Source organism: Paenibacillus sp. DRB1-1 (genome assembly GCF_052119485.1).
Taxonomy (GTDB): domain Bacteria; phylum Bacillota; class Bacilli; order Paenibacillales; family Paenibacillaceae; genus Paenibacillus; species Paenibacillus polymyxa_B.
On record NZ_JBODQH010000001.1, the window covers coordinates 1,309,323 to 1,322,476 of the forward strand.

The following is a 13,154-nucleotide window of genomic DNA, read 5'->3' on the forward strand; positions in this document are numbered from 1 at the left end:
TCCACATCATTTTATTTGTTATCTGTTTTTTCTTTAAACCCAAAGATCCACGTTAGCACAAATGCTACAGCAAAGCCGATTACACAAACTAAAATATAAAGAAATATCTGATTGTTCAGGTACAATAACATTCCAGGTAGGGCTGTAATCGACATACCCGTTGCTTGAATATTAAATATACGTGCGAAGAAACCACCAACCGCTCCTCCAATCAAGCCCATCATGAACGGTTTGCCATATCGAATGTTCACCCCAAAGATAGCGGGTTCTGTAATGCCCAATAACGCAGACAAGGTAGAAGGATAAGCAATGGATTTGGTTTTTACATTTTTGGATTTTAGACCAACAGCTAGCGCAGCACCCGCTTGTGCGCAAATCGACGCCGAACTGATTGGGTTTACCATATTCCAACCATTGCCCACTAACATCTGTATTTCAATCAGGTTTAAGGCATGGTGCAGTCCGGTAACTACAATAATCTGATTGATGCCACCGTAAATAAATCCGCCGATGCCGTATGGTAATTTCAAAATAGCGGTAACAGCCATTAATATTAAAGTTTCCACCTCGTGAAAAATGGGACCAATTACGAACAATCCCAGTACCAGTGTTATTAATAATGTCAAAAACGGTGTTAGAATTAAGTCCAATGCATCGGGGACTGATTTTCTGATTTTCTTCTCCAGCATCGCCCCCACGACACCTATTATGAAAGCAGGCAGAACCGAGCCCTGATAGCCTGCAATTTTAATGAACCCGAAAAACACTAGTGGTTCCTGTACTTTTTGGGCGACATCCCAGGATGTAGGCAACGATGGACTCACTAACATTAATCCAATCAAAATCCCCAATAGTGGCGATCCACCAAACACCCGGAAGGCCGACCAACATACCAACACGGGTAAAAATGCAAAAGCTGTATCAGTCAATATTTGCGTAAACAATATGAAATTCGCAGAAATATGATCAGGTGTAAGTCCAAATAACTGGAGCAGTGCAGGCTGAGTTACTAAGCCTCTAACTCCCATGAATAATCCTGTAGCTACCAATGCGGGCATAATCGGAACAAATACATCCCCGAAAACTCGGATCATTCTTTTGAACCGATTATCATCTTGGGTGGAGGCCATTTCTTTCAAATCAGCTTTTGATGTAGCAGATATGCTTTGACCAACCATGGCATCGTATACTTTATTTACAGTACCGGTTCCAAAAATAATTTGATATTGCCCAGAGGTAAAGAAAACGCCTTTGGCCTTATCAATATTCTCAATAAATTCATCATCAATAATTTCTCTATCTTTTACAATCAGCCTCAGCCGTGTGGCACAATGTGCCATGGATATAATATTGTCTTCTCCGCCAAGCCCTTTAATGACATCTTGGGCTATTTTAACGTATTCCTTTTCAAGACTCATCAGTCTCTTCCTTTCCTCTGTTCCTCTTAGTTAGTCTGAATCGTTTGAAACTTTGATCAAATATGCTTCTTAAGAATATCATGACTGCGCTTTCAAACAGCGGGATTATTTTACTACATTAAGGTCAAATTTTGACCTTTTTATACTCTTGATTAATTATGATGAAACAATAAAGTGCACCCTAGAATACATACTGGAATAACCTTCTGGTTTATCCCCATGTATTTTAAAGGTGCACTTCAATTGTTGTATAGAGAGTTAATTACGTTTTACTTAGTGACTTTCAACTGAGCACTGTCAGCTGTATAGATAACCTTCACTTTATAATTGCTTGGTAAACCTACTGTTTCAATCGAAGAAAATGCTCCATTCCGTTTACCATAAGTTAAGATCGTAGCACCATTAGCCGGTACATATTTGTTAGAAAAATTCAGACGTAATTTTCCGTTGAGTATGGCTGTTCCCTTCATTTTGAGCACATCATTTTTACTGCGCAGGTTGAGCTCAAGTGTTCCCTTGGCAGATTGTCTGTAATTTCCGCCAATAATCAGCTTTCCAGTAGCATTTTTAAGAAGAGTTCCCCCGTTATTCGTAACTCCACCACTTCCGAAAGCCGTTTCTGTATTTCCCTCCAGAGTACCTTGTTCGATCTGTGTACCGCCGGAATACGTATTATTGCCCATTAGCTTCAAAGTACCTGTTCCCTTTTTAGTCAGCTTTCCAACACCGGAGATATTGTTGCGCCAGCGATCCAGTGCATTGAAACCGCCTTTGGAAGCGTCCATATTCACCGTCACATTATTGGCGAAAGCACCGTAGCCATCCGCAGCGGAAAACAGGTTCAATCGTCCCCATCCCTCAGCATCATCAAGTACAGGATAGCCGGAAGGAATCCCCGTGGTAGCCAAAACCCAACGACGTTGTGTGCTATCCAGGTAAGGCAAGCGTGTCTCCAATAGTACCTCCGCTCCCTTAGGCACTGTCATTGGCGTCGTAGTTGGATTAACCTGACTGAATCCGTATGTTAATCGTTGATTATAATTTTTTTTGTTTGTGGCATAATTGCTGAACCGATCTGGAGCTGTACCTTTTTGAGACAGCAGTTGTTTACGAGCATCCTGATAAGCCGCTTTCTTCAAACTGCTATTGGCTGGATCAGACAGGATAGCAGTAGCCATCGCCGTTGCCATGACACGCCCTCCCATAACATCAAGCGGGGAGTGCATACCGGCAACAACACGGTTATTGCCCAGCTCCGAAGCTCGTGTCAGCAGTTCCTGATAACGCTCCGGCACGGCATAGGCCATAGCAATAGAACTGAGATACGCAGCATTGGTATGACCGCTAGGAAAGCCGCCATCGCTAGTAGCATCAGCTTTGAGAGCAGGAATAAGGCTCGGAACAACCACTGAGTTATCACTCCAGCGAAACGGACGAGGATAGCTAAAGTAAGACTTAGCCGGGTTCGTCGTAGAGTATTCCCCGCGCAAGGTATTTACCAGATTTACAATGTTGCCGAGATTGGAGCTTGTACTCCCGGCATTCGTTCCCTCATCTTCGTATTTCTTAGTCAGGGCATCTGCCGGAATATCGTTGATCGTTGTCGTGGCACCTGCATTCTTTCGATATACATCAGTGAGCGAACCCAGACCGTCGATCACACTGTAGCTCTGGTTTCTACGATCATCCAAATAAGCCGCATCGGCCTCACTGGAAGTGCGACGGGCAGCCATATCAATTACTTTTTGAATATTGGCATCCAGCACGCTGCTGTTTAGCTTGGTACCTGTATCCCAAGTAGCGCCGGGAGTCCAAAGCTTATTAAATTCGGAGAGCAACCCGAGGGTCGGATTAGAGCTTTCCGTCTTATTGGCAGAACTATTATTTTTATAATGATCTACGAAATATCCCCACGATGGTTCTGTTGGAGTTACCGTTGTTGGTAGGGTTGCCGCACTCGCATAACTTCCACCCAGGGAACCTAGAAGTAATGGTAAAGATAGTAATGCAACTGATAGTGGTTTCCTTAGCGATTTCATTCTCAAATCAGATCCTCTCTTCTCTTGTGCTCTTCATACTTTCACTACGAAGCTATTATCTATATAACAAGATGTATGACATAAAGAATCATATCTTAAGTTTGTTAAATCAAGAGCTTAGTTTTGTTAAATGAAAAAAAGGCATCCCAAGAGCCGTATATACGACTCTGGAGACACCTTGTTCAAACTGTTATAGAAAACCAGCTACCCTACAGCCATACTTCTATGACTTTGCCATTCACGAAAGCTACCGCCTTGAAATAAAGACTTCGGTTGCCGTATACCCAGGCTTCGACTTGAGTTCCGTTTGAAGCAGCCCCCTTTTCTCTGACTGTTGGGTTTCCCCATGCGAACTGCACCTGAGTCGTATTCATGCCCAAGCTTACCTCATTATTTTTAATCTTGTTCCAGATGGCTTGCGACCATTGGTATTTCTTGTACGGATCGTAAGTCAGAAATTGATCGGTATCAGACAGCATTTGTGGAATGCGTGAAGCTCCGATGATGGAAAACGTGTTATAAGTTTCGCCATTGGCCCCCTGGAAAATAACTTCGTAAGATTTAACACCGTTCGGGTCCGTGCTGACTTCGATATCTTTAACTGTTACCTTGCCAAATCGCTCTCCAGCGCTATAGAAGTTATTGACCCAATAGGTTTTGCCAATTAATTTGGACAGACTGCCCAGATCAATGGCTCTGATAATTTTTGCCGTTTCCGGCGTCTCAATGACCAGCTTGGTAGCGCCTACAGATAATTCTCCTTGCTGGCGGTCACGATTCCATTTGAATCCGCCCAACTTCAGATCGGTCAGTAATGTTCCCGGGAATACAACCTGTCCGTTAACCGTTTGAACCTTGCCCTTCAGTGCAACAGTTTTACCATTCACCATTGCGGTGGAACTCCCTTTTTGGAGTACGATATTGTTTTTACCCAGCTTGATCGTTAAGGTCTGGTTCGCCACGGTAACAGATCCGCCCAGCGTCTTGAACACAGACTGCACAGGTAAATATACATTGCCGTTCAGTATAGCCGCCCCGGTCAAAGTTTGATCGGATGATACCTTTAGTGTAAAAGAAGAGGGTATTCCTTCGGTCCGCAGAGCTACGGATGTGCTTCCAATGCCCCTTACTTTGAGTGTACCCGAACCATTCTGCTGTAGCTCGGCAACCTGCGGTTTCTCTACTTCAATCTCACTAGCTTCGGGATGACGTGTTAGTCGATAACCGTTCGAATATGTCTCTTGTACATTTAATTGAATAGTGTCGCCGATGGCAGCCTCTTTGGAGGTCGTCAACAAGGACATACCCGTTAATGTAGGCAAGCTCAGCGCAGTCGTGATCCCATCCTTATAGCCGACCCAAGAGCCATCCTTTAATTGTGCAAAAAGCTCGTCAGGCGAATCAACCAACCGTGCAACATTAGATAACCCGCTTAGCTGCACAGCTGGATATTTCTTCATTCGGTCATAGCTCCATACAGTCCCATCATGATGTACAGTAATCAAGACATGTGTACCTTTTTTCCATAAAATCGAAGAAATATCACTTCCCACTTCGCGTGGGGGTTCATTGGTCAGCATATCCAGCATCGTGACATGACCATCTTCCTTAAGCACTGCAGCGTACGCCGTACTCATCTTGATATCAAGCGCACCATCTACATGACCTATTTTGCGGGGCTTAGATTCTGCGTACCCTGTGGAATACCATACATCCCCGGATCGAGTAAGAACCGTAAAATAGGTACTTACCTTATCACCGTCTATAGCATCCGATATTCCCTCAACCTGTTCTCTTCCCCAGGAGATCGTCCCATCGGTTTTAATAGCCAGACCCTCTCCGGTAATTTCTTTAACTCCTGAGGATTGAGCCGTCACTTTTGGGTCGGAGTTATCATCCCAGATGGCTACCTTCCCGTCCTCAGTCCAACCATAATAACCTTGGCTCTCGTTTTTGCTGCCTGTAATGCCTTTCAAATTCAATTTCTCAATAACCGGGCCATCTATACTCTTTCTCCATAAAGAACCGTCATCCAGTATGTAGTTATTCCGGTCGATCACGTCTATAATTTTAGCGTTTTTCCAAGTGTTATTCGTCGTTATATTCGCCGCTACTGCTGTTTCTCCATTGTTTAACGCAGTTCCCACCACCGCTCCACATACCATGGATACTGCCAGCAAAATCTTCGCTGCTTTTCTCATCGTAGTTCCCCTTTTCTATCTATATTTCCATATCAGTATTTTGCATAATTCCACTCCCAACGCTCAAAAATATAATATATAGACGAGCTGGAGCACTTCAATCTCTATATTGCTGATTTGAAAAGCGCTCTTGGGACTTATGCAAAATACTCACATATATATCGGTTTTGAGGGTGATAAACGTTTGAATTTCGATGTGCCATTTTAGAAACCAACTAAATCGAGCAATAAAGAGTATCCAGCAGAATGGGCAAGCAGCAATGAGTAAAGTGGGGCTTTATCCCACTTTCAGCCATTTGCTGCAAACGGATCGCTTCCTATATCTTAAAATATACATACATATTCGGAGGTTGCCATGACTAGTAAATCTGCTACAAAAAATGAAACGGGCCAATCGCTTCCCCTCCCGGGACCGCAAGCGAAAAGCACCGTTTTTGCGATTCTGATTGCGATCAGTTTCGTCCATCTGTTCAATGACTCGATTCAATCGGTCATTCCAGCGATCTTTCCAATCTTAAAGGAATCTATGAGCCTGAGCTATACGCAGATCGGCTGGATTTCATTCGCGATCAATTTTACAGCTTCAATCATGCAGCCTGTGATTGGCTTGTTTTCGGACAAACGACCTACGCCAGCTATCCTTCCCATCGGTATGGGCTTTACGCTGACTGGCATGCTGCTGCTCGCCTATGCTGCCGATTATAAAGCGGTGCTGATCGCAGTCATCTTTGTGGGTCTGGGCTCGGCTGCCTTTCACCCTGAAGGCTCGCGCGTATCCCATATGGCGGCAGGATCACGCCGGGGCTTAGCACAATCCATTTTTCAAGTTGGCGGCAATGCGGGCCAATCGCTGGCACCGATGCTCACGAGCTGGATTTTTATCCCGTTGGGACAGTTCGGTGCGATCTGGTTCACAGGTATTGCAGCAGCGGGAATTGTGGTGCAATCGTTCATCGCCCGCTGGTACGGTAACGTCCTGCGTACAGAAGGCATTGCACGCAAAAAAGCGGTGGCACGCCGCATGAAGCCCGAAGTGCGTAACCGTGTTATGTTTGCCATGATTGTCCTCATTCTACTGGTATTCGTCCGTTCGTGGTACTCAACCTCGGTCGGAAGCTACTATTCGTTTTACCTGATGGAAGTATTCAAAATGCCATTGGCTGATGCACAGCTTTACATTTTCCTGTTTCTCGGGGCTGGAGCGCTGGGCACCTTCTTTGGCGGTCCGCTGGCGGACCGTTTTGGTAAACGCAATATGATTTTTCTGTCCATGGTATTAGCTGCACCGCTAGCGCTGTTGCTACCGTATGCCAACCAATTCTGGACGGCAATCCTGCTGGCGATTATCGGATTTATTATGCTGTCTAGCTTTTCGGTCACAGTCGTATATGCACAGATGCTCGTGCCTGGTAAAATCGGGACCGTGTCTGGTCTCATTACGGGCCTCGCTTTTGGCCTTGGCGGTGTGGGCGCACTCGTGCTCGGCAACTGGATCGACAAGGTAGGCATCACCCACATCATGTTCCTGTGTGGCTTTTTGCCACTACTCGGCATCTTAACCTTCCTGCTTCCTACAGATAAAACCCTGAACCGCTGGGCGGAAGAAAATGGAGCCGAAGTGTAACAGGCAAACGTGCAGCGGCCATCTTGGCCGCTGCACACCTTTATAGCCAACTCACGTGTTTCCTCACGAAAAAAATATCCCCTTTTACGCCTAAATGTTGCAATCAGTTCTCTACTTCTGCCAAACGCATCAAAATACGACGCTTCCGATACAACATTTTCCCTGCTTCAGCTACGTCACTAATAGCGCTTCGATTCGCGATGGAGCCGAACAAAATGCCTGCAATCGGAACCATTTGAAGCAGCTTTTTCCATCCAAACTGATCACGATAGGTGTTAATGACCTCTTTCCATCCCTGCATCTGGGAAAAAACCTGTGCCTGACGTGAAGGATCATCGAACAAAGCCAACTCCTCTAATACAGCCTTTTTACCCACAATATCGGATGAAGCGAATTGCATACACTTAATAATAAAAATACGTTCCTGCTTATCATGGGGATTAAAGCCATAGCATAAGGCTATTTCCTGAAGCACTTTGAGCGACAAGCCGAGCAAAAGAGGAATATCCGCCGCAATCGTAAACACACCGCCAATCCCCGTTGTTGCTCCCTGAGCGGTGGCAAAGGTAATGCGACCCGACGTCATATCGTCAGCAGTCCGATCCATGATTGTTAGCGGGAGATCAGCCGCCTGTTTCAACTCCCACCTAGGTTCGGCACTATGTTCCGAATCAGCGTTTTCCCCGGCACGAGGCAGGTCCTGCGTATCCGAAGCGGAATCTGCACCAGTTTGCTGAATTACATGTTCATGGGCCGTCTTTTTCAGCCTGTTCAGAACCGTTTCTTCTTTCACCAAATATTTGCCGCCGTTCTGAATGAAGCTGCCCAGCTCGTTAAGCAGTTGCTCCAGTTTGTCTTTAATGATTTTGGGCGTCAGCCGATCCAGCAGCATAAAAGGCCATCTGCCGATTTTTTCCCAGAAAAAAATGTCCTTCTGCTCCTTCTCCCATTTTTCAATATTCTTCAACTCATGACGCAATACGTCCTGGCTTTCCCGATATTCTGTAAGCTGCTTCATAACCGTAGACGTCTCCTTTTGACTATGCTAGTTTATGTATGGGTAATACGTAAGCAAGGCGAGTTCAGGTTTCTTTTTTTAGCAAACTAGATGATATAGTAAGTTAAAAATCCGTACAGATCGGAGTGTAATGATGAATAATGTAGAGCTTGTCCCTTACCATTGTGGGCATGATGCCATTTTACATACCTTCTACTTACCTGAGGAGCAGAAGCAGTTTACTGGAATGCCGGATGAAATGCTGACACTGGCCAAGGAAGATCCCCACCGCCATCCTGTCGTGATTACGGCTACTAGAAGACCCGTTGGATTTTTCATTTTATACGATGGGGATGAATTAGCGGACTATACGAATACTGCTGAGGCACTGCTGCTGCGCGCGTTCTCTATTCATTACGCAGATCAGGGACAAGGATTCGCTAAAAAAGGGCTGCTTCTACTGCCACAGTTCATCGCCAGACACTTCCCACATATTCGAGAGATCGTACTGGGCGTCAATGCCCGCAATCTGTCTGCCCAAAGTCTGTATCGCAAATGCGGCTTTAACGATGAAGGCAACACTAAAATGGGACAACACGGCTTGCAGCATATATTTAAAATGAGCCTATAACGTTGACCTCGATAGCCCCCGCCCACATAAAAAAGCTTTCGGCACAAACGCCGAAAGCTTTTATCGTTAAATCTCACCAATGGAAAAACTCAATTTGTAATTACCAAACTTCGTAAGCTCATCCAGCATGGTATTTAACTCTGCCTGTGATGACATGCGCAAGCGCATCCAATAACAGCCTTCCCCACTCACCCGATGGATTTCGACAATATAGGGATGCTCCCGGGCAAAAGCCTGGAAAGCACTGTGAGTTGTTCCTGAATTCAAAAAAACCGTAATAAAGGCATGAATCGTCTGTCCAATTTTTTCAGGGTTCCAACGCAGCGTATAGCCCTCGATAATGCCCGCATCCTGCATTTTTCGAACACGCGCCCCTACGGCTTGACCTGTCAAATGAACAAGCTGGCCGATCTCCTTGTTCGATAAAGAGCTGTCTTCAATTAAATGATGAAGAATGCGTAGATCGGTGTTATCAGGTACGAATAGTTCCATAGTTATTTTTCCTTTCATGATGAAACGAGAATGCTGGTTTTCCTTTCAACAAGCCGTAGCCTGTAGCTCCTTGCGTCAGATATGATTGTAACAGAAACAAAGAACTACAGAAAATACACTCGGTCAAAAATAACATCCATTACAAAGGAGCTTCCATATATGAAAATCACACTAATCCGCAACGCAACCTTATGGCTGGAATACGCTGGAGTAAAATTTCTGATTGATCCAATGTTAAGCGATGCTGGCGCAAATCCGCCGATTCCCAATACGGAAAATGCCCGCCGTAATCCGCTGGTTCCCTTGCCACCGCAATGGCAGGCGCTCGGACAGCCTGACGTTGTTATCGTCACACATTTACATCTGGATCATTGGGACCCGGCAGCCGTACGCTGGTTGGACAAACAAATTCCCGTCTTCTGTCAGCCCGGAAATGAAGAACAAATCACTGCTGATGGTTTTACACGGGTTAATCCGATTTGGGTGGCTGGTTCTGTGGGAGAAATTGAGATTATCCGTACAGCCGGGCATCACGGCACCGGAGAAATCGGGGAACAGATGGGACCCGTGTCCGGCTTTGTGTTTCAGGCTCCAGGTGAACCTGTAGTCTATTTGGCCGGGGATACGATCTGGTGCAGTGAAGTCGCGGAAGCACTAGATAAATACCGTCCTGAGTGGACAATTGTGAACGCTGGAGGAGCACGGTTTACAGTAGGTGATCCTATAATTATGACTGCCCAAGATGTAACAGCTGTTGCGCAGCATGCCTCTTATACACAAATCGTGGCTGTCCACATGGAGGCAATCAACCATTGTCTACTAACTCGCTCTGAGCTTACAGAACACATCAACCGTGAAGGTTTGAAGGAACGCGTCCATATTCCGGCAAATGGAGCGACGGTTTCGGGATAATATGTGTGCTGGCATCGGATGATGGTTCCTACATTCCAGACCTAATAAACAAGACACCTCCAGCATCCACATTTTAAATGGGACTGGAGGTGTCTTGTTTTACGATATCGAATCTGAGCTTAAGCAGATCTTTTGTTTTTGTTGTAAATATCGAAGGCAACCGCCAGCAGAAGTACCAAGCCCTTGATGCCTTGCTGCCAGTCAATACCCAGACCGATCAGAGACATACCGTTATTCAGTACGCCCATGACCAAACCACCGATAATGGCTCCAAAAACGGTTCCGATCCCCCCGGATGCCGAAGCACCGCCGATAAAGCAAGCCGCGATGGCATCCAGCTCAAAGTTCGTACCTGCTCTCGGCGTAGCCGCGTTCAGACGTGCAGCAAAGATCAGACCGGAAATGGCAGCCAGCACGCCCATGTTGACAAATACCCAGAACGTTACTTTTTTCGTTTTGACACCGGACAGACCCGCTGCCTTTTCATTTCCACCCAACGCATACACATGACGGCCCATAATCGTGCGGTTCATGACGAAGGAGTATACAACGATCAGTATGAACAGCAGCACGAGAATGTTAGGTATCCCCGCGTAGCTCGCGAGCATGAAGGTGAACAGATTGATAACCGCAGCCACCACAATCAACTTGAGTACAAATAATGTCTGTGACGGAACCTCGAATCCATATTTAAGCTGAGAACGGCGTTCGCGAATTTCGTTCACGATAAACCATACCGTGAGTGCAATACCGATAATGATGGATACCAGGTTATAACCGGTAGATGAAAAATCCGGCAGGAAGCCTGAACTGATTTTTTGGAAGCCCCCCGGAAATGGAGAGATAGATTGGCCTTCCAGCACGATCATTGTCAATCCGCGAAAGAGCAGCATTCCCGCCAATGTAACGATAAATGCCGGAATCCGTACATAAGCGACCCAGAACCCTTGCCATGCGCCGATTAACGCCCCGACCAGCAAAGATGCAATCACAGCAATCCATGCTGGAAGCTGCCAATCGACCATCATTATGGCGGCAACCGCACCGACAAAAGCGGCTATGGAGCCGACAGACAAATCAATATGTCCAGTGATGATGACCAGCACCATCCCGATAGCCAGCACGAGAATATAGCTGTTTTGCAGAATCAGATTGGTAATATTAATCGGCTTCAACAGCAGGCCGCCCGTCAGCACCTCGAACAAAATCATAATGACGACCAGTGCAATCATCATGCCATATTGGCGGATATTATTTTTAAATAGTTTAGTTATGGTTTCCATGCTTCACGCCTCCTGACTTGGTCATATATCTCATCAACGTTTCCTGCGACGCGTCCTCACGGCTAACCTCTCCAGTGATCCGCCCAGCATTCATGACATAAATCCGGTCACACAAGCCTAGTACCTCTGGTAGCTCGGACGAAATGACCAGCACTCCCTTGCCTTCAGCGGCAAGTCGATGAATAATCGTATAAATTTCATATTTGGCGCCCACATCAATGCCGCGTGTCGGCTCATCCAGAATCAGAATATCCGGCCCGGCGAAAATCCATTTGCTCAGCACCACCTTCTGCTGATTGCCGCCACTCAGATTACCCGTTTTCTGTAAAATGCTCGGCGCTTTGATGTTCATGCTTTTTTTCATTTCCTCTGCAACGACGACTTCCTCCTGCTCATTGACGACAGCGCCCTTCGTCAGCTTGTTCAGGCCAGTCAGCGAAATATTACGCTTGATATCATCCATCAGAATGAGGCCATACTCCTTGCGATCCTCTGTCACATAGGCAAAGCCGTTGTTGATCGCGTCCGTAACCGTGTTGTTCTGGATCGGCTTGCCGTCTTTAATCAGCTGACCGGAAATGTTGCGTCCGTACGACTTGCCAAAAATACTCATCGCCAGCTCGGTCCGTCCCGCCCCCATCAGCCCGGCAATACCGACAATTTCACCACGCCGGATGTTCAAATTCACCTGATCCAGCACCTTGCGGTCTGCATGATGCTCGTGATACACCGTCCAATCCTTCACTTCCAACACGACTTTGCCAATCTCGGCATGACGCTCTGGATAACGGCTGGTCAGATCACGTCCAACCATCCCGCTAATGATCCGATCCTCCGTAATTTCATCCTTTTTCATATCCAGTGTCTCAATCGTCTTTCCGTCCCGCAAAATCGTGATCGAATCTGACACCTTCGCGACCTCATTCAGCTTGTGGGAGATGAGAATGCAGGAAATGCCCTGTTTTTTAAATTCCAGCATCAAATTAAGCAGATTTTCACTATCATCCTCATTCAACGCCGCTGTCGGTTCATCGAGAATAAGCAGCTTCACCTTTTTTGATAGCGCTTTCGCAATTTCAACTAGTTGTTGCTTCCCGACCCCGATGTTCGTAACTAATGTATTGGGATTTTCACTCAAACCTACCTTGGACAGTAGCTCGCGTGTCCCTACAAAAGTCTCTTTCCAATCAATCACGCCGCCACTGGCGCGTTCGTTGCCCAGATAAATATTTTCCGCAATCGAGAGATACGGGATCAGCGCCAGCTCCTGATGGATAATGACAATGCCCAATTCCTCGCTCTGCTTGATATCCTTGAACTCACACGTTTTGCCCTGGAAAACAATATCCCCTTCATAGGTTCCATGCGGATATACACCGCTTAGTACCTTCATCAGCGTCGATTTGCCCGCACCGTTCTCACCGCACAGGGAATGGATTTCGCCTTCCTTGACCTTGAGATTTACATTTTCCAATGCCTTCACGCCGGGAAAGGTTTTGGTAATTCCCTTCATTTCCAAAATGATTCCAGTCATGGGATACGCTCCTTTCGGTTGGA

The 13,154-nt window shown here is 46.2% G+C and carries 10 protein-coding genes; 3 read left to right on the plus strand and 7 right to left on the minus strand.

Annotated elements, in window-relative coordinates; genetic code table 11:
* Positions 1 to 11 precede the first annotated feature (11 nt).
* The 3 genes from ACQW03_RS05775 to ACQW03_RS05785 all read right to left on the minus strand — a co-directional run bounded on the left by ACQW03_RS05775 (position 12) and on the right by ACQW03_RS05785 (position 5,658).
* A complete protein-coding gene (locus ACQW03_RS05775) occupies positions 12 to 1,418 on the minus strand; it encodes a sucrose-specific PTS transporter subunit IIBC (RefSeq protein WP_076292297.1) in 1,407 nt (468 codons plus the stop codon).
* Positions 1,419 to 1,687: 269 nt separating this feature from the next.
* On the minus strand, positions 1,688 to 3,457 hold the full coding sequence (locus ACQW03_RS05780; protein WP_220028061.1) for an acid phosphatase: 1,770 nt from the start codon (positions 3,455 to 3,457) through the stop codon (positions 1,688 to 1,690).
* Between the two features lie 209 nt (positions 3,458 to 3,666).
* Complete coding sequence (locus tag ACQW03_RS05785; RefSeq protein WP_441948683.1) at positions 3,667 to 5,658, minus strand: stalk domain-containing protein; 1,992 nt, start codon at positions 5,656 to 5,658, stop codon at positions 3,667 to 3,669.
* A 355-nt stretch (positions 5,659 to 6,013) separates the two neighbouring features.
* Between ACQW03_RS05785 and ACQW03_RS05790 the strand changes: the two genes are divergently transcribed.
* Positions 6,014 to 7,282 carry an MFS transporter gene (locus ACQW03_RS05790; RefSeq protein ID WP_075153862.1) on the plus strand — a complete coding sequence of 423 codons (1,269 nt, stop codon included), beginning with the start codon at positions 6,014 to 6,016 and terminating at the stop codon, positions 7,280 to 7,282.
* A 103-nt stretch (positions 7,283 to 7,385) separates the two neighbouring features.
* Here ACQW03_RS05790 and ACQW03_RS05795 read toward each other — a convergent pair whose 3' ends face one another.
* The gene (locus ACQW03_RS05795) at positions 7,386 to 8,300 is read right to left on the minus strand and encodes an EcsC family protein (RefSeq protein ID WP_071639807.1); all 915 of its coding nucleotides are present in this window, start codon (positions 8,298 to 8,300) and stop codon (positions 7,386 to 7,388) included.
* Positions 8,301 to 8,433: 133 nt separating this feature from the next.
* On the opposite strand from ACQW03_RS05795, the gene ACQW03_RS05800 reads away from it, so the two are divergent.
* On the plus strand, positions 8,434 to 8,910 hold the full coding sequence (locus ACQW03_RS05800; RefSeq protein ID WP_441952311.1) for a GNAT family N-acetyltransferase: 477 nt from the start codon (positions 8,434 to 8,436) through the stop codon (positions 8,908 to 8,910).
* A gap of 66 nt (positions 8,911 to 8,976) precedes the next feature.
* On the opposite strand, the gene ACQW03_RS05805 is transcribed toward ACQW03_RS05800, so the two are convergent.
* Positions 8,977 to 9,402 carry an Lrp/AsnC family transcriptional regulator gene (locus tag ACQW03_RS05805; RefSeq protein ID WP_071639805.1) on the minus strand — a complete coding sequence of 142 codons (426 nt, stop codon included), beginning with the start codon at positions 9,400 to 9,402 and terminating at the stop codon, positions 8,977 to 8,979.
* Between the two features lie 159 nt (positions 9,403 to 9,561).
* On the opposite strand from ACQW03_RS05805, the gene ACQW03_RS05810 reads away from it, so the two are divergent.
* A complete protein-coding gene (locus ACQW03_RS05810; protein ID WP_441948686.1) occupies positions 9,562 to 10,314 on the plus strand; it encodes an MBL fold metallo-hydrolase in 753 nt (250 codons plus the stop codon).
* Positions 10,315 to 10,433: 119 nt separating this feature from the next.
* Here the strand turns inward: ACQW03_RS05810 and mmsB are convergent, their stop codons facing one another.
* Both mmsB and mmsA read right to left on the minus strand, forming a co-directional pair.
* Positions 10,434 to 11,597: a multiple monosaccharide ABC transporter permease gene (gene mmsB, locus ACQW03_RS05815; protein WP_071639803.1), complete on the minus strand. Its 1,164-nt coding sequence runs from the start codon at positions 11,595 to 11,597 to the stop codon at positions 10,434 to 10,436.
* Positions 11,581 to 13,131 (minus strand): multiple monosaccharide ABC transporter ATP-binding protein, encoded by a 1,551-nt coding sequence (gene mmsA, locus ACQW03_RS05820; protein WP_441948688.1) that lies wholly within the window; start codon positions 13,129 to 13,131, stop codon positions 11,581 to 11,583. Before mmsA ends, mmsB begins: the two co-directional genes overlap by 17 nt.
* Positions 13,132 to 13,154 lie beyond the last annotated feature (23 nt).